16 protein-coding genes are annotated in these 18,982 nt (G+C 63.4%); 2 read left to right on the top strand and 14 right to left on the bottom strand.

What is annotated here, in order from left to right; genetic code table 11:
- Positions 1-21: 21 nt before the first annotated feature.
- The 13 genes from ACPXB3_RS10930 to ACPXB3_RS10870 all read right to left on the bottom strand — a co-directional run bounded on the left by ACPXB3_RS10930 (position 22) and on the right by ACPXB3_RS10870 (position 16,026).
- Positions 22-2,085 carry a GNAT family N-acetyltransferase gene (locus ACPXB3_RS10930; protein ID WP_425727599.1) on the bottom strand — a complete coding sequence of 688 codons (2,064 nt, stop codon included), beginning with the start codon at positions 2,083-2,085 and terminating at the stop codon, positions 22-24.
- Positions 2,086-2,877: 792 nt separating this feature from the next.
- The gene (locus ACPXB3_RS10925; protein WP_425727598.1) at positions 2,878-3,492 is read right to left on the bottom strand and encodes a cysteine hydrolase family protein; all 615 of its coding nucleotides are present in this window, start codon (positions 3,490-3,492) and stop codon (positions 2,878-2,880) included.
- Positions 3,489-4,913 (bottom strand): amidase, encoded by a 1,425-nt coding sequence (locus ACPXB3_RS10920; RefSeq protein ID WP_425727597.1) that lies wholly within the window; start codon positions 4,911-4,913, stop codon positions 3,489-3,491. Before ACPXB3_RS10920 ends, ACPXB3_RS10925 begins: the two co-directional genes overlap by 4 nt.
- Positions 4,910-6,337: an amidase gene (locus ACPXB3_RS10915; protein WP_425727596.1), complete on the bottom strand. Its 1,428-nt coding sequence runs from the start codon at positions 6,335-6,337 to the stop codon at positions 4,910-4,912. The genes ACPXB3_RS10920 and ACPXB3_RS10915 overlap by 4 nt, the downstream gene beginning before the upstream one ends.
- A 1-nt stretch (position 6,338) precedes the next feature.
- Complete coding sequence (locus tag ACPXB3_RS10910; protein ID WP_425727595.1) at positions 6,339-6,527, bottom strand: hypothetical protein; 189 nt, start codon at positions 6,525-6,527, stop codon at positions 6,339-6,341.
- An 18-nt stretch (positions 6,528-6,545) separates the two neighbouring features.
- Complete coding sequence (locus ACPXB3_RS10905; protein WP_425727594.1) at positions 6,546-8,135, bottom strand: ABC transporter substrate-binding protein; 1,590 nt, start codon at positions 8,133-8,135, stop codon at positions 6,546-6,548.
- Between the two features lie 73 nt (positions 8,136-8,208).
- Positions 8,209-9,165, bottom strand: coding sequence for an ABC transporter ATP-binding protein (locus tag ACPXB3_RS10900; RefSeq protein ID WP_425727593.1), 957 nt, complete (start codon positions 9,163-9,165; stop codon positions 8,209-8,211).
- On the bottom strand, positions 9,162-10,157 hold the full coding sequence (locus ACPXB3_RS10895) for an ABC transporter ATP-binding protein (RefSeq protein WP_425727592.1): 996 nt from the start codon (positions 10,155-10,157) through the stop codon (positions 9,162-9,164). The genes ACPXB3_RS10900 and ACPXB3_RS10895 overlap by 4 nt, the downstream gene beginning before the upstream one ends.
- A complete protein-coding gene (locus tag ACPXB3_RS10890; RefSeq protein ID WP_425727591.1) occupies positions 10,154-11,002 on the bottom strand; it encodes an ABC transporter permease in 849 nt (282 codons plus the stop codon). The genes ACPXB3_RS10895 and ACPXB3_RS10890 overlap by 4 nt, the downstream gene beginning before the upstream one ends.
- A 53-nt stretch (positions 11,003-11,055) precedes the next feature.
- A complete protein-coding gene (locus ACPXB3_RS10885; protein WP_425727590.1) occupies positions 11,056-12,003 on the bottom strand; it encodes an ABC transporter permease in 948 nt (315 codons plus the stop codon).
- On the bottom strand, positions 12,000-12,740 hold the full coding sequence (locus ACPXB3_RS10880) for a GntR family transcriptional regulator (protein WP_425727589.1): 741 nt from the start codon (positions 12,738-12,740) through the stop codon (positions 12,000-12,002). The genes ACPXB3_RS10885 and ACPXB3_RS10880 overlap by 4 nt, the downstream gene beginning before the upstream one ends.
- Before the next feature lie 89 nt (positions 12,741-12,829).
- Positions 12,830-13,606: a GntR family transcriptional regulator gene (locus ACPXB3_RS10875; protein ID WP_425727588.1), complete on the bottom strand. Its 777-nt coding sequence runs from the start codon at positions 13,604-13,606 to the stop codon at positions 12,830-12,832.
- Between the two features lie 710 nt (positions 13,607-14,316).
- Positions 14,317-16,026 (bottom strand): nitroreductase family deazaflavin-dependent oxidoreductase, encoded by a 1,710-nt coding sequence (locus tag ACPXB3_RS10870; protein ID WP_425727587.1) that lies wholly within the window; start codon positions 16,024-16,026, stop codon positions 14,317-14,319.
- 159 nt (positions 16,027-16,185) lie between these two features.
- Here ACPXB3_RS10870 and ACPXB3_RS10865 point away from each other — a divergent pair, with 159 nt between their 5' ends.
- A complete protein-coding gene (locus ACPXB3_RS10865; RefSeq protein ID WP_425727586.1) occupies positions 16,186-16,761 on the top strand; it encodes a TetR/AcrR family transcriptional regulator in 576 nt (191 codons plus the stop codon).
- Between the two features lie 168 nt (positions 16,762-16,929).
- On the top strand, positions 16,930-18,306 hold the full coding sequence (locus tag ACPXB3_RS10860; protein WP_425727585.1) for a hypothetical protein: 1,377 nt from the start codon (positions 16,930-16,932) through the stop codon (positions 18,304-18,306).
- Here ACPXB3_RS10860 and ACPXB3_RS10855 read toward each other — a convergent pair.
- Entirely contained in the window at positions 18,260-18,928 is a 669-nt protein-coding gene (locus ACPXB3_RS10855; protein ID WP_425727584.1) for a DUF998 domain-containing protein, read from the bottom strand. The two genes, ACPXB3_RS10860 and ACPXB3_RS10855, sit on opposite strands and share 47 nt — an antisense overlap.
- Positions 18,929-18,982 lie beyond the last annotated feature (54 nt).

Below are 18,982 nucleotides of genomic sequence, written 5' to 3'. Positions count from 1 at the left end.
ATTAGCCCGCGATGCGTACTTTCACTCGATCCCAAACTGGCCCTCCCTGATGATCGACGCGGCAACCTCCGGCACCAACCTTACCGATGACTGCGCCGGCAATTGCTGTCCCATCGCTTTCCCAAGTTGGCGGAGGCGCCGCAGCCCCACGGGATGGGGAAACACGACCGTGTCCGCAACTCGAAGCGCTCGGGCCACGTCATTATTGCTAGTCTGGCATACCTGCTCATACGTGTAGACTCCAAGCCTGCGAAATCGCCGGTGAAGCTTCTGCGGCGTGTCGTCGACGCATTCGATGAGCGAACTACATGCAAACGCTTCACCACTGCCCCCGCTGGCGTACCAGATGATTCGGCCAGGCGGACTTTCGCCGTGTGGCCGAGCCTTGTAGTAGACATGTTCCCTGCTCAATCCGAGGTTGGAGGGACGCTCGAATAGTTGGTCCGGGTATCCGAACAAGTCGGTGGAGAACTGTGGCTTGATTGGAACCATCCAGGTAGGCAGCTCTTCTGAGTCATACCGCATTGGGCGAAGTTCGTGTTCGATGGCAGCAATTCGGTCGGCTCCGGCGAGTGCGTTGATCCTATGAATTGCACAGGATAACTGCGTCTGCTCGTGACTATGCTCGTTTAACGTCGAAAGCATCACGTCGACTTGCGATTCAAATTGGCGAGGAGTCAAATATCCATCGAGACTTGCCCCTATCAGACCGGTCTCATGTTGACGAAACCCATCCGATATCAACGCTTCCCGGATTGTCGCCTCGACATGCATATCGGTAACGCGAATTACATTCTTCTGATGCAGACGACTGTAGTCGCGTATGTTCTGGACTAGCTGCGCCGCCATCGAAACAGATAGAGGATCCTGATACATCCGAGCAATCCGGACTATCGCATGTTTACCCGAGACATCGATACCTACCAACGCTAATGGCCTCGCGCCAGGAGTATAGACTATGGACATTGTCGACAGCGGTTTAGCCGCGGCGATACTGTCTCTTAATTCTTGAAAGCTGCTACGCCGCTCTGAAGCTGCGGTATCGATAAATGCGTCGACGTCCGCGGAGTCGTTCACTCCGGCTTCTACGCGCCGATAGGCGGTCCCCAGTAGGGGGCCGGGAGAGTACAACGAAGTGTTCTCAATCTCATCGACGATTCCTTTCAGTGCAGCTGGGGTCACGAGGTTTATTTCAAACATCCTTTTCGACACGGGTCCGAGCCGACGACGGGCTGCTCCGTCGCGTGTGACAACCGTGGTCACGCCGGCAACTGCCGCATAAGCGATATGCATTCGGTCGCTGCGCGTTTGCCGACTCTCATTCGGCTTCGACGTGGATTCGTCCGCCAATTGCGCTTCTATGCGTACGAATTCGTCCTGATTGGCAGAAATTTCGGTATATGCCCCAAGTGCGCCACGCAGCCGCCTTCTCGCGATCTCATCTGGGTTCCGATCAATCTCATTGGCGGCCTCAGGACTGACGATCACTTCGATGCGATCATGAAGAGAATTGAACACCTCACGCGTCCCACACTCCACCGGGCCAGGATTGTCGCATGTCAGATCGATTAGGATGTTCATGTCGATCATAACAGGAACCAGTGAGTCAGCAGGGCCATCCCATGTGAGTAGCGTTGGGTGGCCGAAATCGAGCCACCAACGAGTGAGCGGAAGGCGGCCCTTGCCACGACCCGGCTTTTCCCCGCGGGCGACGAATCCTAGCTTGGGCCACATCGCGTGGGCCGGGTAGTCGCGTCGACAACTCAGCGAGATTCCCATTCGATCGGGATAGCTGCCGCGAAGAAAGTCAATGAGGCAACGCGCAAGGCCCAAACCCCTGGCAGCCGAGCGGACAACAAGATGGGCAACGACGATCTCGTTCCTAGGCGTCCTGTATGCGACGTAGGCAAGAGGCGTATCGCGCGCGGCATCATCGACCATCGCACAGATGTGTCCGGCTTCTGCATACTCAGCCCAGGCGGCGTGAGGTAGCAGGCCCAGGTACTTTGAATGCTCGTCTCCGAGGGACTTCACCGAAGTAAACAATGCGGAACCAGGCTCGACTACCTGTGGGACGACGACCATCCACCGATGTTATCCTGCCCACTTCATGTCGATTGCCCCGCATCGGCCCAACTCACGAGACTGTCGCCGGGCTTTCGTCGCCCCGAAGCCAGCAGCGCCACCCAGTTCACACTTGCAGGAGTCGACACAGCATCGGCACTCGGGCTTCCACAACTGTGCCGCCCGAATCAGCTCTTCGTGGAGTAGCTGCGCCAGTTGCGCGGCAGGCCGAACGTGATCATGTACGGGTGCAGTTCCGCTCATCGCAATTGTGCCCGTCCTCGACAGCATGATGCATCGAACGCAGATGGAACGGTCGAGGCGGCACATCGGATCGACGCCAGTACAGTTCCCTCTTCCGCGGGCGATCCGACACAACGATGGCTTGGCCATCGAAACCTTCGTCGTCGCCGAGGCCGCACACATGGCGTTCATGCCCAACACCACAGGCATTGGTTCGGTTACATCACCGCGCCGCTCATCGGCCTCCTCTAACTCGCCTGCGTGCGGTTCCCCCATTGAACTGGTTCTGAAACTCGCTACGCCGGTTGAGGCTTCAAGTCCGAAACGGCAGGATCGGTCTCCACCTCGCTCCGCTCCATTCAACACGTTAGCCGCGCCGACGACGACGCCGACCGGCGAGAGTGTTGCGGAGTGCGAAGGGCGACCAATGGTCGCCGTGCGATGTCGATGACCGAGTTCCCTGCGACGAAGCCCGGCGAAGAATGTCGTCGGCGGTCCAGTTGAGGATTTGCCGTTCGCGCTCCCCGACCGACGTCAGATCGGGGAGCACGACGTTCGCACGCCGACGACTCAGCCAGCCAAAAGCGCCTTCGACTCGGGGCGCTCGGACATCGCAAGGTCGAGCATGTCCACCACCCGACCGACCGTCCCGAAAATCGCTGCCATCGCATCAAGTGCCGGCTGATGCTGTTCGGCGGGAGCCGATGTGGCATCCGACGCGATGAACATGGTGAAGTCGCGCTGTTGGCCGGAGCGCACGGTCGATTCCACACAAACGCTCGTCACGACCCCGGTGACCACTAGATTCTCGATTCCCTTGGCGCGCAGCACGACTTCCAGATCGGTGTACAGGAACGCATCGAATCGATTCTTGTCGACGATGACATCGCCCGGTTCGGGTGCGAGTTCGTCGACCACGTCGGCATCCCAGCTACCACGCACAAGGGGAGGCGGATCTGCCGGCAGCGGTCCGGACACCAAGGCGGGCATGTCCAGGAAGTCCGAACGGTAACAGTGGCGGGTGTAGATCACCGGGACTCCGCGGGAGCGGGCGACCGATATCGCTTCCGCATTCGCCGCGATGACCTTGTCCATATTCGGCAGACCGCGGCCGGCCAATGGGATCGATCCTTCGGGATGCACGAACCCGTTCTGCATATCGATGACGAGTAAGGCGGTGGTCATGGTTGTTCTCCTGTGCTGATCGGCGGCACGGCGAGGTGCCAGTCTGTTTCTTGCTGATAGGCGTCGGCTGCGCGCAACACCGTCGGTTCCGCGAACGGACGTCCCGCCATTTGCATGGCCAGTGGTAGACCGTCGGCGGTGAACCCGATCGGAACGGATATCACCGGATTGCCGACGGCATCCCAGTACGGCGTGTTGACCTTGGTGAACCACGAGAGGTCGCGGGTCAGGCCGTCGAGGGCGAGTGCCCCGGTGAAAGCGGTCGGGGTGACGACGAGATCGAGATCGGACATCATCGTCTCAACCGCTGTGTGAGCGAGACGTCGGAATCTCTGTGCCTGAACATAATCCGCGCCGCTGTACATCGATCCACCAGGGAGCGACAGGCGCAGGCTCGGTGAGTAGTCACCGAGCCGGCTTTGGGCGTCTGGCCGGTGATACGCGAGAGTCTCCCCGGAGTTCGTGACCAACAGCGAAGCAATGACGTCATCGAAGCAGGGCAGGGCCACCTCGACGACCTCTGCGCCCCGACTCTCGAGGACGTTCACCGCCGCCCTCATCGCGGGCACCAGCGCCGGATCGACGTCGACAGCGTCGAACCCACTACTCAGATCCACTCCGATGCGCAGCCCCGAGAGGTCGCCGGTGAGGGCTGCCGGATAGTCGTCGACCGGAACGTCGAGACAAGTCACGTCGCTGGGATCATGCCCCGCGAGGACTCCGAGCATGACCGCGCAGTCACGGGCACTACGTGCCATCGGCCCGATATGGTCGAGGCTGTAACCCAAAGGTACGCAACCAGATTTGGGGACCCGGCCGTAGGTGGGCATCAGGCCGGTGATCCCGCAGTACGCTGCGGGAATCCGGATGCTCCCACCGGTATCAGTGCCGAGTCCACCCAGAAACATCCCCGTAGCGATACCGGACCCGGTCCCCGAACTGGATCCACCGGGCCACCGGTCGAGGGCCCACGGGTTTCGTGGGATGGGGAACTCACGCTCGTGGTCAGGAAGGCCGGATGCGAACTCCATCGTCGTCAGCTTTCCCATGATGATCGCGCCGGCTGCTCGTAGTCTCCGGACAACCACCGCATCCCCGTTGCTCCACGCCGGGTCGAGGACGAGGCTCTGGGCTGTCGACGGACACTCCGAGGTCGTGATGATGTCCTTGATGCCCAGCGGTATTCCGTGCAACGGCCCCAGCGATCCGCCCGCGTCACGCACCTCGTCGGCGACAGCGGCGGCTTGCATAGCCTCCTCGGTGAACCGGGTGATGTAGGTACCAACTGCGGCATCGTGACGATCCGCGACATCGATGCATCGTTGGACGAGTTCGGTACTGGTCATCGCACCGGCGGCGAGTGCATCGGATGCCGTGGAAAGGGTGAGCACCGACGAGGTACTGGTGGAAACGATGGTCATGCCGGAACCTCGCTCATCGCCTCGGGCATCGTGGGCGTCCGCAGATGCCAGTCGGTGGATTGCTGGTACGCATCCCCGACTCGTAGCACCGCTGCCTCGTCGAAAGGTCGACCCGCGATCTGCATGGCCATGGGCAGACCAGACCCATTGAATCCGATCGGTACGCTCAGAACGGGGTTGCCAGTGGTATCCCAATAGCCGGTGTTCATCGCGCCTATGCTGCCCGACGCCAGACCCTTGACCATCCCGTTCACCCCGGAGAAGGACGGTGCCGCAGTCGAACACGTCGGCGTAATGATCACGTCAACGTCCTCGTAGGCATCAGCCAGCGCGCGTTGTCCCACGCGGCGGCAACGTTGCGCCTGCACATAATCGGCTGCACCGTAGAAGACGCCTGCGCCGATGGTTGTCCGGGTTGCCTGGAAGTACTCGTACCACCGTTGGGACAAATCGCCGCGGTGGTAGGCGAGCGCTTCGCTGAGCATGATCACCATGTCGGCGATCGTCATCTCTTCGTAGTGCGGCACCTCCATCTCGATAATCTCTGCTCCCTGCGATGCGAGCGCATCAAGCGCCGCGTTCCAGAGGGCTGGCAGTGAGGGATCTTCGGCATCGCCGGCGAATCGGCCCAGACGGTCCACGCCGACCCGTAGACCGGTCAGATCGCCGGTCAGCCCGGTCACATAGTCGTCGACCGCTACGTCGAGCGTGGTCGGGTCGCTCGGGTGCCGGCCTGCGAGTGCATTGAGCATCAGTGCGCAATCGCGGGCGCTGCGTGCCATCGGTCCGATGTGGTCGAGACTGTAACCGAGAGGTACACAACCAGACTTAGGCACACGGCCGAAGGTGGGCATCAGACCGCTGATTCCGCAGAATGCCGCGGGGATGCGGATGCTGCCCCCGGTGTCGGTACCGAGAGCACCCAGCACCGCCCCGGCCGCGACGGAACTGCCCGACCCGGAACTCGATCCGCCGGCCCAATGCTCGAGGTTCCATGGGTTGCGCGGGATCGGGAACGGCTTGCTGAAATCCGGCGCTCCGATAGCGAACTCCATGGTCGTCAGTTTTCCCATGACGATGGCACCGGCGGCCCGGAGACGCTGGACCACGACCGCGTCGCCGTGGCTCCAGGCCGGGTCGAGGATCAGACTCTGGGCCGTGGACGGAGCCTCCGCTGTGGTGATGATGTCCTTGACGCCCAAGGGAATCCCATGCAGCGGACCGACCGCCTGCCCCGACGCCCGTTCGGCGTCGGCCTTGCGGGCGGCCTGACGGGCTTGGTCGCTGAACCTTGTGATGAACATACCCGTCGCTTCGTCATGCGCGTCGGCCACTGCGATGGCGTGCTCGACGAGTTCCGCGCTGGTAACCGAGCCGTCCGACATTGCGCGGACGGCGTCCGACAACGTGCTCACTGTAGTCATCTCAGCTCCTCTGGTAGCGGGGATCGAAGGTCAGTGCGGGCTCCTCGTACCGGACCTCCGGCATCTGGTAGAGCTTCTCGACACGTTGACGGCTGGGGCCGTAAGCCGCGACCAACAGGTCGAGGTCGTCGGATGCGGGATCGAGTCCATGCATGTGCAACAGGGACTTGACGATGGTGTGATCGTCCATCGGTTACCTCTCTTTTCTCTAGACGACACTCACTGTTGTGAGGTCGACGAACCATGATTTGGGCTGGATGAAGCCGCGTACGGCCGGGCTCAGTACGCGGGGATTTCGATCGTTGAACGCGGTCAACCAGGCGGCGTCCCGGGTGAGCAATCCGGATACCTGTGCATACACCGCGCTGCGTGCGCCTGGATCGACAACTGTGGCGGACTTGGCCAGTAGCGCATCGACGTCCGGATTCGAATAGCGGCCGATGTTTGTCGGCGAACCGGTCGCGAATAACAAATTCCAGAAAGCCTCTTGAATAAAGGTGAGTGAAATGTTGATGGCATCTGCTTCGTCGGGGATTCGGCCGCTTGAGAAGGAGGTAAGCATCGCCGCCCATTCGATGGGCTTGAGATTGACGTGTACGCCGATCCTGGCGAGATCTGCCTGCATCGCCTGGTTCATCGAACCCGGCTGCATGTTGCCCGAACCACTGGTCGGGTAAGAGACCGACATGGAGAAGCCGTTCGGGTATCCAGCTTCGGCCAGGAGGCGGCGAGCCTTCGCCGGGTCGTAGTCGTAGAAGTCGTTGCTGCCGTGGTAGGCGAGACTCGCTCGCGGAGCCACTTGGTCGGCCGGGTCAGCTGTGCTGGCGAGCAAATGGTTGGCGATCGAGTTCCGGTTGATCGCGAAGTTGAGTGCCTGGCGGACACGAACGTCGCTCAGCGGTTTCTTGCGGACGTCGAAGATCCAGGGCCATACATGGTCGTAGGAGTTCGTCAGGACGTCGTACCCGTTGGATGCGAGCCACTTGATGTCATCCGGGTTAGGCGCTTCAGCCCAGTCGACGCTATGTGAGCGAATTGCCGCCAATCGCGATGACGCGTCGGGCACCGGAATAAGGACCAACTTCTGCAGCTTGGGCGCTCCGCGCCAGTAGTTCGGATTGGCCCGCAGAATGAGCTGTTGTCCGCGACGCATCGAGTCGAACACGAATGGGCCCGTGCCGACTGGATGCGAACCGAATGCGGCACCCCATTTGGTGATCGCGGTCGGACTTGCGATGTACACCATGGTGAGGTCTTCCGGCAGGTGTGAATACACGCCCTTGGTGTCGATGGCGACCGTCTGTTCGTCTACCGCGTGATAGCCCGAGACTCCTGCGAGTGAGAGCGCCGCCCGCCCGGCGACGGAGACGTTGTATTGGGGCGCACGCGGGTTCAGGTAACGATCCAAATTGAAGATGACAGCGTCCGCATTGAACGGAGTCCCGTCCGTGAAGTGAACACCGTTGCGGAGATGGAAGATCCACTGTGTTCCCGACGGCGCCAATTCCCAGGACTCGGCGAGCGACGAAACAACTCCAGGGATCTTGGAGGATTGGAGTAGGTCGTAACGGGTCAAACCTTCATAAAGCGAGTTTCCCACGAATCTGCTGCCTTCGTACCCCTGATTGCCGGTGAGTGATGTGTCGAGCGAAGGTATGTCGGAGGCGGTCATGGCGATTCGCAACGTTCCTGGGTGTTCGGCAGCAGCGTGGTGCGCGTCCTGACTCTCGCAGCCGGTTGCCACCACACAGAACGCGAGCAGTGAGATCGCGATCCGGATGGCATGTTTGTAGGGCATGGAACCCTTCCTTTCGGGCATGTTTCATCGCCGCTGCTCCGTATCGGAAGCGCGGGAGGGTCAGCTGAGAACGTCAGGCGGTGGCGGACACTGAGAGCTCAGGTGGACGGGTGTGCACGCAAGCAGCGAGGTGACCCTGTGCCCGAACGGTGAGACTCGGCCAATTCCGGGAGCATTCGTCGGTCGCAACCGGACAGCGCGTACGGAAGGCGCAGCCGGTCGGCGGTTCCGTCGGACTGGGGAGCTCGCCTTTGAGTACGACGCGGTCGCGTCCGAGGCCGGGGGTGGAGGACAGGAGTGCGACCGTGTACGGATGTCGTGCGTCGGTCCAGAGGTCCACTGCCGGCGCTTCTTCGATCACACGACCCAGATACATCACTGCGACCCGATCCGACAGGTGTTGCACCACGGCAAGATCGTGACTGATGAAGACGAAGGCGATGTGGAGGTCGCGCTGCAGGTCAGACATTAGGTTGAGCACCTGTGCCTGGACGCTCTTGTCGAGCGCACTCACGGCCTCATCGCAGATGACGATATCCGGCTCACTGGCGAGCGCGCGAGCGATGGCGGCGCGCTGCAGCTGTCCGCCGGACATCTGGTGCGGGTAGCGATCGGCATACACAGGATCGAGGCCGACGCGGTCGAGCAGCTCCGGTACCTGGGCGCGCCGCCGGGAGGATGACATCCCATGGGCCCGCAGGTTGAAGGCAAGCGAGTCGAACACGGTTAGACGTGGGTTGAGGCTGGTCTGCGGATTCTGTGGGACCACCTGGACGCGCCGCCGAAACTCCTTGAGACCCCTGAAACGCAGTCGAGAGATATCGTTGCCGTCAAAAAGTACGTGCCCTTCGTCGGGTGTCAAAAGTCGCAGTAGTAGCTTGATCGTCGTCGACTTGCCGCAGCCGGACTCGCCGACGATGCCGAGGCTCTCCCCAGCGGAAACCGTGAGGTTGACGCCGTCCACCGCATGCACGCCGTTGCCGAAAGTCTTGCTGATTCCTTGAGCTTCAAGCAGTGGCCGGGTGTTCATGCGCTGAGTTCCTTTTCACGAAGTGCCGTCTCGTTGACCACCGGGCACGCTGCCTGTCGCCCGGGCAAGACGGGGACGAGTTCAGGCTCGGCCGTCCGGCACTGCGGCTGGACATCACCACATCGTTGTGCGAAGGCGCAACCGGTACCGACCTCTCCGGTGAGTGGTGGTCGACCGGGAATCACGGTGAGCTGGCCCCGGCGCACAGCGGGTGATGGCAGTGAAGCGAGTAGGCCAGCGGTGTAGGGGTGGCGAGGTTCAGTGAGAATCTCCCGCGCCAGGCCTGATTCGACGACGACCCCGGCATACATCACGGCTACGTCTCCATCGAGTTCTTCGGCGACGCCGACGTCGTGTGTCACCATCAGCAGCGACATACCCATGCGCTGCTGCAGTTCGACGAACAATTCAAGCACCTGTGCCTGCACGGTCACGTCGAGCGCAGTGGTCGGTTCATCCGCAATGAGCAGATCCGGCTCGCACGACACCGCGATCGCGATAGCCACACGCTGCCGCATGCCGCCCGACAACTCATGCGGCCTGCTGCGCATCACACGGACGGGATCCGGGATGCCGACAAGGCCGAGCAATTCAACGCAGCGCTGACGGGTTTCTTTGCGGGACTGAGTCATCCGATGTACGCGTAGAACTTCACTGATCTGGGAGCCGATGCTGCGTAGCGGATCGAGGGCGGCGGTGGGGTCCTGCGGGACCATGCCGATGGTGCGACCGCGGATCTGGCGCATCTCAGACTCTTCCGCAGTCAACAGGTCGCGGCCTTCAAGTCGGACGGTTCCCGTGATATGTGCGGATTCTCCGTAGAGGCGCAGGATGCTACGCGCCGAGACGGACTTGCCGCTGCCGCTCTCGCCAAGCAGGACCAGCGTGGCGCCGGCGTCAACCGACAACGAGACACCGCGCACCGCTCGTACCGTGCTGTCTCCGCCGCCGAACGTTGTCGTGAGGCCGGAGACCTCGAGCCGTGGGTTCATCGTCCCTTCCTCCTGATGTCGAGAGCGTCACTGAGTGCGTCGCCGAGCATGTTGAAGATGAACGACGCGGCGAAGATAAGGAATGCGGGAATCAGAGCGGCGGCCGGGTGTGAGAAGAGTGACTGGCGTTGATCATTGATCATCTGGCCCCACTCCGGGTTGGGTGGTGCGACTCCGAGGCCGAGGAACGACATTCCGCCGGCGAACACGAGAGCCAATCCGACGAGGCTCGTGCAGTACACCAGCAATGCCGGGGCGACGTTCGGCAGTACGTGGCGGTAGGCGACCGAAATCGGCGATGCTCCGCTCACGCGCGCGGTCTCCATGAAATCCATACCGCCGATCGCCAGGGTCTCCGTCTCCGCAATCCTGGCGACGGGCGGAATGAGCACGATCGCCAGCGAGATGACGGTGCTGGTTGTACCTGCGCCTAGCGACGACGCGATTGCGATGGCGAGTAGAACGGCAGGAAAGGCGTAAAACACGTCCAGCGTACGCATGATCGCGGAATGGACGGCACGGCCAGACATTCCGGCGGTTACACCGAGGACCGTCCCGATCAATCCGGCGACGATGACTGGCAGCAGCGCGGCGGTCATGCTCGGTCGCGCTCCGGCTAACAGTCGATCGAGTGTGTCACGGCCCAGGCCATCGGTGCCGAGAAGGTGCCCGTCCGAGCCGATTCCGAGCATGCGGTTATCGAGCTGTCCAAGCGTCGGATCGGACACAACGTAGGGACCGATGATTCCGAGCAGCACCAGCGCGGCAGCAAGCCCGCCGTAGACCCAAAGTCGTGCATTGCCGGACCGGAGGCGGGATCGGACCGAGCTCCCGGTGGCCGCCATCCGGCGTCCGATAGAGCGTTCTGGTACGAGGGCGGGCTCGGTGGCAATGCTGGTCATGAGGTCCTCACTCTGGGATCGATCATTGCAAGCGCCATATCTACGATGATGTTGATCAGGACAAAACTAACGGCGCAGATCAGAACTCCGGCCTGGGTGACGGGTAGATCGCGAGACGAGATCGACTGGAACAGAAGAAGTCCCAGGCCTGGCCAGTTGAAGATGGTCTCCACAAACACGACGCCACCGAGCAGGTAGCCGATCTGTAGGCCGGTCATGGTGATCAGGCTCGGTGTGGTGTTATGGACGGCATGTGCGAGCACTCTGGTCCGCGAAAGACCACGTGCACGGAGCGCTTCCACGAACTCCATGGACATCACCGAGAGCAGTGAGGCGCGGAAGGTCCGGGCGATCACGCCTGCAGGTACGAGTGCGGCGGTCAGCGCCGGCAGGAACCCATGCCACAGCGTGGCGAGCACTCCAGGGTCCTCTCCGAAATCGGCCATGCCCGACACTGGGAACGCGTTGGTAGTCAGTGCCACGTAGACGATAAGGATCAGGGCGACCGAGTATTGCGGTGCGGACAATCCCACCGAACTCAGTACCGACGCGGCCCTGCCGACGATTCCGTCGGGCCTCAGAGCACCCAAGCCGCCGAGCAGTAAGCCAAGGACCATCGCCAATACGGTCGCATACACTGCCAGGATTAGGGTGTTCGCGAACGCATCGATGACCATGCCGAACACCGGCTGCTGCTGCGCGATGCTCATCCCAAGATCGCCGGTGATGGCGTGAGACAGCCACTGCCAGAACTGGACCGGGAGAGAGCGATCGAGTCCGAGTCGCTGCGCGAGCGCTTCCTTCGTTTGCTCGGATGCGCCCGTGCCGGCGAGCAATGCGACAGGGTCACCGGGGATCAGCTTCACAGTCAGGAAGACGATGATCGTGACACCCAACAGGATCGGGATGGTGTAAGCAAGTCGTCTGCATAGGAAGGTGGTCATCGTTCGTCCGCCGGGTCCGTGCGGAGTGCCAGTGATAGCAAAGCCATCCGGTCTCCGCGGTTTCGCAAGAGCGCGTAGTCGAAGGGACGCATCGTCTCGTCGAGAATCAACTGCTCGACACCGAGGATGGGATCGCCGACCTCGGTGTGCAGGGCCGCGGCCAGTTCTTCGTCGGCGGCCATACTTTCGATGACCAGTTCGGTGGCTCCGACCGTGAGGCCGGCATCGTCCATGAGGGCCCACCAGTGCGAACGGAACTCGATGTTTTCCACCGCCTCCGCCTCGGGATAGCGAAGATAGTTCGTATAGATACCGGCGGGCTGCCCGTGGTGATAGCCGATGTACTCAATCAACAGACATGGGGAACCGACAGGGCTGTCCAATTTTTCGGCAACACGACGTGGCATGGGAATGGTCGACTGTTCCAAGACCTGGTTCGAGATGCCGCGATCGACCATCGGCTCTGAACCATGCAGCTCTGTGAGGCGAAGCGAGAAGCGTTGAGCAACAGCAAGAGTCCCAGTTCCCGGGATTCGCTCAACAACACCTTCGTCCCTGAGGAGACCCAATGCCGCCCGCACGGTCGCACGAGACTGCCTCTCGGAGAGCATGATCGCACTCTCTGGCGGGAGGGGACTGCCTGCCGGACGGTTCCCGCTGAGCACGTCACTGCGCAGGATATCCCGCAGCCAACGCTCTTGTCGGTGCCCGGAACCGACTGTGCTTGTGATCGTCATGCGAGCCATCGTGGCGCTCCAGTGATTGTGAGTTCATATCGTCGGTGTAACGCGGCAGTTTCGCCGACATGGGCCTGCGAACATGCAGGTCAAAGACGCGGGTCCCGCTGTTCCGCCGAAACCGCGCCGGGTTCCGCCGCGCTCCGCCACTGCGACAAGAACTGCACATTCTTTGCCGCATTGCGGGTGAACGCGATATCGAAGATCATGCCGTGGGGATCGCGGATCACCTGTTCAGAGATCAACATTGCCGAACCGACCCCGGCTCCGATCAGTTCAGCATCGTAAATGTCAGCAACAGATGCCTCGAACAGAAATGTGGAAGAGCCGACCTCAATGCCGGCGATCGCGAGCATCCGGTACCAGTCGACGCCGAACATGTCCGGCGCGACCCTCTCTGCCTGTGGGTAGCGCAGGTAGTTGCAAGCGGTTCCCAGAGGCGTGTCGCCGATGAGGGCGACATAGTCGATGCGCAACAGCGGTTCATCGGGCTCGATGCCGAATCGGGCGCCGAGTATCGCGCCAGCCGGCGTGTTGCCCCACTCGAGGATCTTCGTCCTCATGACACCGGACCAGACGCCGGTGGGGGCGGGCGTCACCACGCCATGGGTCTCGGCCAGTGAGATGGTGCGCTGGGTGTGCGCCACAACCGTGCCGACGCCCCGCCGACGTGTCACGATCCCCTCACGCTGCAGCTCGTCGAGCGCTCGCCGGACGACGGCACGCGATGCCCCAAACTCGGTGCGCAGTTCCTCTTCGTTGGGCAGGCGGCCGTCGGAAAATGCACCGCTGAGCACTTCCGTCCGCAGCAGATCGCGGATACGCCGGGTCATGGCCGCGCCAGTTCGCGATGATGGGAAGTTCATGACTCAAAAGCTTGGCCCATGTAGCAGCGTATGCAACTTCTCAGCCAGGGACACCGATAGATTCTGCGTTGACGACGTCACGAACAGCGTTGTGGGTGTCACACCTCTCGGCTTCCGGTTTCTGTCCATGCGTGAGGATCGGTCACCGAAGGTCCCCGAGCGGCAGCGGCGATAGTCACTCGCGTTAGACCGATTGGTATACTCGCTGATCAATAGATCCGCGACACCACCGGGCGCTCATGACGACCACGACGAAGAGCCCGGCCGACTCGACCTTGTTGAGGTTCTCGCTGCGCGCCCGCGGTGATCTTCGTCTTCACCACTCCCCTCGTCACCACCGGCGTCATCGACCAGGACAGTTGACTTGGGCGCCGAGTCAGGTCGGGCCAAAGCGGCAACGAATACCTGAACATGCTGGCGGTCATCAAGATCGCCCGGCCTCTATCTCGGCCGCGGGCTATCCCGCACGACGATGACCGGCCATCGACATCTTCATCGCCCCCGAGGCGCGCACATGGCGCCGATGTACGTCATGGCGTTCCTGCCCGAACACCAACCGCGGCGGCATCATTCGTCGCAGACGCGGCTCGATGGGCCTCATCAGCCGGATGGCTCCGGCGCTCGCCTCCGCGATCAGCTGGCAATGGGCGGCTTCCGATGTGACATGGTGTTCGCCTCGAATTCTGCGGATGCGAAGGCGGAGGCGGTGATCACTCGGTGAAATCGATGCGCACCGACACCGGGTCGCTCTGCAGCATCCGGAACGCCATCGCGGTCACCCCGGCGAAGGCCGGGTGCGGTGTGAAGGTACGGGCGCGGGCGACGACGTCGTCGTCGCGCATCACCGTCGCCTTGCCCGCACGCCACCCGGTGCTCGTGCGGATGCGGACGGCGGGATCACTGGCGATGTTCAGCGCCCACCCTGAGCGCATCCCGTGCTGGCTGATGATCCAGGCGCCGGTCTCGTCGAACATGGCGGACACCGGGACGGTCCGTGCCAGTCCGCTCTTGCGACCGACGGTTTCGAGATGGGTGGCCAGCGTCGTGGTGATCCCCACCCGCGCGAGAAGCGACACGGTCGGGTTGGCGATGCGTCGGCCGACGGCACGCTCGAACCGGAACTTCCGCAGTGCCTTGCCGTTTGCGGAACCAGAGGCGTTGCGGCGCGAGCCGAACGCCTCGAATCCGTTGCGCCGGATCGCCGAGATCGCGGTCCGCCACATCGGACGTAACGGATCCGGGTCGGCCCCGTCACCCATCCGGTGCAGTTGGTCGGTGTGCCATTGCAGGTCGAGGGCACCCTCCAGGGATTTGATCGTCGGAATCGACCGCCGTACGCGGTCCGGAATCGGCAGTGCGAGTTGGGCACTCGGTAGACGGTCGGCGCGCCCGGCGGCCACGTCACCGGCCGCGGCGGGTGAGAGTGCGGCCGGACGGCCGATGCCGATGATGTCGCAGGCTCCGCCGGCCAGGGCGTCGACCATTGCGTCACGGGACCGGAAACCACCCGTGACCGCCAGCGGCACATCTCCGGCCAGTTCCCGTACGGTCTCGGCATAGGCCAGGAAGTAGGCCTCCCGGGCCCGGGTACGCGAGGACACCTGCGCGCGGCCCATCATCGCGGGCGATTCGTAACTGCCGCCGCTGATCTCGATGAGATCGATCTGTTCGGCGGCGACCATCGAGGCCACGGTCCGCGAATCGTCCTCGGTGAATCCGCCGCGCTGGAAGTCGGCCGAATTCAGTTTCACCCCGACCCCGATGCCCGGGCTAACCTCGGCGCGGACCGCCCGGATGATCTCGAGCAGGAACCGTGCGCGCCCCTCGACGTCGCCGCCCCAGCGGTCGCTGCGCCGATTGCTCAACGGAGACAGGAACTGCGACACCAGATAGCCGTGCGCGCCGTGGATCTGGACGCCGTCGAATCCGGCGGCTTCGGCGACGGCGGCCGCGGTGGCGAACCGGGCGATGATTGCGCGCACCTCGTCGTCGGACAGCTCCGTCGGCACCGGGACGCCCGGAATTGCGAGGGCGATGGGTGAGGGCGCGACCGGATGCTCGGTGCTCGCCAGCGGGTTGGCTTGTCGGCCCGGGTGATTGACCTGCATCCAGATCCGCGATCCCGCATCCTGAACGGTGCGGGCCCACTCGGTCAGTTCCCGAAGATGGCGATCGTCGGTGATGACGATGTTTCCGGGCTCGCCCAGGTGGCGGGCGTCGACCATGACGTTGCCGGTCACGATCAGCCCGTAACCACCGGTCGCCCACCGCGAATACAGCCGTGTGAGGCGCTCGTCGGGCGCACCATCCGCATTCGCCAGACCCTCACTCAGGGCGGCCTTCATCAGCCGGTTCGGCAGAACCTGACCCGACGGCAGTGTCAGTGGAGTGGTCAATCCGGCGTCGGTCTCGATGGGCATGTCATTCCTCACGTCTCGGGCGTCGCGTTGTCGGCACCCCGACGGTAGACCGATTGGTATAGTCGGTCAATACGGCAGACAGACTGGTAACGTCCAGCCCTGATCAACCCGGCTAGAGACCCTGATCGACCCAGCTAGAGACCAGGAGGCGCGCGTCCAATGGCGGTGCGGGATCAACTGTTGCTCGCGACTGCCGAACTGATGCGGCGTCGCGGCGTCGCCGGCACGGCGGTCTCGGAGATCCTGGCGCAGAGCGGCGTGGCCCGACGGTCGATCTACTTGAACTTCCCCGAGGGCAAACCCGAATTGGTCGCCGAGGCGACCCGAGCGTCGGGCGAGGTGCTCACCGACGCACTCGAGGCGATCCTCGCCACCGACGACCCGATCGCGGCGTTCATCACCATGTGGACCGACATGCTCACCGCCACCGACTTCGACGCGGGCTGCCCGGTGGTCGCTGCGGCTTTGGCGGGCGCGGATGCGCCGAAGGCATCCGGTCAGGCAGGCGAGATCTTCGCCCAGTGGCGCAACCGGATTCGCGACAAGCTCACCGAACAGGGCATCGACCCGGCGATCGCCGAGTCCCTGGCGGTCACGATCCTCTCCGCCGTCGAGGGAGCGGTCGTCATCGCCCAGGCGCAGCGGTCGACGCGACCGGTCGAGGAGGTCGGCGCCCGACTGGCCGAACTCGTCGCATTGCACCTACCCGCAGGCCCCGATCCGTCGGCACCATGAGCGCGCCGGGAGGCGGCCCCACCGAACCGCCCCCAGGCGAACCGCCGGACCGCACGCAGAGTCGACTGCGGGTTCGCCCGCATCGGGTGATGCCGCCGCACTCGGGCACTGTCATGGTCAACGGCATGCACCCGTCTGTCTCTCGAGACCGTTGAGAGCGAGCCCCCGATGACCGACGCCCACGCAGTCCCCGAACTGACCGCCGACGAACGCACCGAACTCGAGCACCTCCGGGTCCGGGTCGCCGAACTCACCGAGGCAGCGCAGGCCCGCGACGACGACGCGGCCCCGCCGGCAGCACGTCCCCGCAGACGGATCAGCGGCCGTGCCGTCGGCGTGGTTCTGCTGGTCATTCTGTGCGCCGTATTGACTCTGCTGTCGGTGACGACCCGATATGTGCGCAGCCAGATCCTCGACACCGACCACTACGTGGCGACAGTGGCACCCCTGGCCGCCGACCCGGCGGTGCAGCAGCAGGTGACGACGACGATCGTCGATGCCATCAACGCCCAGGTCGACGTCCAGCAGATCACCACCGACGCCCTGACAAATCTGACGGAGCTGACCCCGGCCGACCGTCCACGCGCCGACCAAGCCATCATCGGCCTGGCCCCGGTGCTGGCCGGGCAGGCCGAAGGGTTCATCCACGGCACGGTGGCGCAATTCGTCGCCTCGCCGCAATTCCAGGACATCTGGACGACCGCCAACCGTGAGGCGCACGAGGCGGTGGTCGCCGCGGTGACCGGTGAAACCCGGCACGGTGCGGTCGAGGTCGACACCACCAGCGGAACCATCAGCATCCAGCTCGGCCCCGTCATCACGCAGGTGAAACAGCGCCTGCTCGCTCACGGATTCGCCTTTGCCGACCGAATCCCGGTGATCAACAAGGCATTCGTGATCTGGCACTCCCCGCAACTCGCCCGCGCCCAGCACCTGGTGAAGGCGCTCGACAAGGTGGCCAATGTCCTTCCCTGGCTGGCGATTCTGGCCATCGTCGCCGCCGTCGGCGTTGCCCGCAGCGGCCGACGATGGCGCACGCTCGCCGTGGCCGGAGTCGCGGTGGTGATCGCGATGCTGCTGCTCGCGATCGCCATTCTGGTGGGCCGCATGATCTACCTCGACAACGTTCCCGCCGACGTGTTGTCCCCGGGCGCGGCGCAGGCGATTTTCGACACCGTCATCGCCCCCATGCGGCTGGCGCTGCGTGCAGTCGCGGTGGTGGGGTTGGTCCTCGCCCTCGTCGGATACTTCGCCGGTGGGTCGGGCTCGGCGCGCGCGGTGCGCAGCCGCGTCGGACGCGGGTTCGCCGCGATCGATGCTCGGCGTGCCGATCGCGACCCCTCGACGGTGGAGAAGGTGTTGTGGCAGGCGCGGTTTCCGTTGCGGATCGCCGTGCCGACCGTCGCCGCGTTCCTCCTGATGTTCTGGCACTACCCCACGGGCTGGGTCGTGTTCTGGATCGTACTGATCGGCGCGCTGGTGCTCGTGGCGATCGAGTTCACGATCGCGCCGGCCCGACGACAGACGGTGTGGGAAGCGCCGTAGGCGCCCGAGCGATCAGAAACAGACCGAGCACCGCGACCCAGACGAAGAATCCGAAGATGCTGACCCGTTCGATCAGCCCCATCCACACCGTGCTCTCGCCGTCCTGGATCATCGGGACCATCCGGCTCGTGTAGGCGCCGGCCACCAACACGACGACCGCCGCGACGATGGTGAACCATCGAAACCAGCTGCGCCACAACACCGCTGCGAGTACCGTGCACGCCGCGATCAGCATGACCGAGAGCAACGACAACACCAGATGGCCTGCGTCGTTCGACGAATCGCCGGCACCGGCGCCGATGTCGTCTCGATTGCTCATCGGAAACCACAGCCAGGCGACCCCGACGACTCCGAACACCACGAACAGCGCACCGAGGACGCGGACCCCGACTCGGCCGCCGGCGGATCGCCATACGCCGATACCGAATCCGATCATCAACGCGGTGAACACCGGCACCAGCCATTGCAGAAACCGCTGCGTCGGTGCGCCGGTCGCCGACAACTCGCTGATCGCCTGATCGGTCCGGCTGTACCCGCCGTAGCGGGACGCAGCGACCGCATCGTTGGCGAGGATGTAGAGCAACGCGTACATGGGTCCGCACGCGAGGAGTCCCGTCGTCACCCTGCCGACTGTCGCCCTGCCGTTCGCCACATATTCAACGTAGAAGCCCCGGAG

This window comes from Gordonia sp. DT219 (genome assembly GCF_049847065.1).
Taxonomy (GTDB): domain Bacteria; phylum Actinomycetota; class Actinomycetes; order Mycobacteriales; family Mycobacteriaceae; genus Gordonia.
This window is presented reverse-complemented; position numbering and strand designations above follow the sequence as displayed.

Coding starts and splice junctions, on each gene's coding strand:
- ACPXB3_RS10930 (WP_425727599.1), bottom strand. CDS start 2,085: ATGGTCGTCGTCCCACAGGTAGTCGAGCCTGGTTCCGCATTGTTTACT.
- ACPXB3_RS10910 (WP_425727595.1), bottom strand. CDS start 6,527: ATGGACGATCACACCATCGTCAAGTCCCTGTTGCACATGCATGGACTC.
- ACPXB3_RS10865 (WP_425727586.1), top strand. CDS start 16,186: ATGGCGGTGCGGGATCAACTGTTGCTCGCGACTGCCGAACTGATGCGG.
- ACPXB3_RS10860 (WP_425727585.1), top strand. CDS start 16,930: ATGACCGACGCCCACGCAGTCCCCGAACTGACCGCCGACGAACGCACC.
- ACPXB3_RS10925 (WP_425727598.1), bottom strand. CDS start 3,492: ATGACCACCGCCTTACTCGTCATCGATATGCAGAACGGGTTCGTGCAT.
- ACPXB3_RS10870 (WP_425727587.1), bottom strand. CDS start 16,026: ATGCCCATCGAGACCGACGCCGGATTGACCACTCCACTGACACTGCCG.
- ACPXB3_RS10905 (WP_425727594.1), bottom strand. CDS start 8,135: ATGCCCTACAAACATGCCATCCGGATCGCGATCTCACTGCTCGCGTTC.
- ACPXB3_RS10875 (WP_425727588.1), bottom strand. CDS start 13,606: ATGAACTTCCCATCATCGCGAACTGGCGCGGCCATGACCCGGCGTATC.
- ACPXB3_RS10885 (WP_425727590.1), bottom strand. CDS start 12,003: ATGACCACCTTCCTATGCAGACGACTTGCTTACACCATCCCGATCCTG.
- ACPXB3_RS10880 (WP_425727589.1), bottom strand. CDS start 12,740: ATGACGATCACAAGCACAGTCGGTTCCGGGCACCGACAAGAGCGTTGG.
- ACPXB3_RS10915 (WP_425727596.1), bottom strand. CDS start 6,337: ATGACTACAGTGAGCACGTTGTCGGACGCCGTCCGCGCAATGTCGGAC.
- ACPXB3_RS10900 (WP_425727593.1), bottom strand. CDS start 9,165: ATGAACACCCGGCCACTGCTTGAAGCTCAAGGAATCAGCAAGACTTTC.
- ACPXB3_RS10895 (WP_425727592.1), bottom strand. CDS start 10,157: ATGAACCCACGGCTCGAGGTCTCCGGCCTCACGACAACGTTCGGCGGC.
- ACPXB3_RS10890 (WP_425727591.1), bottom strand. CDS start 11,002: ATGGCGGCCACCGGGAGCTCGGTCCGATCCCGCCTCCGGTCCGGCAAT.
- ACPXB3_RS10920 (WP_425727597.1), bottom strand. CDS start 4,913: ATGACCATCGTTTCCACCAGTACCTCGTCGGTGCTCACCCTTTCCACG.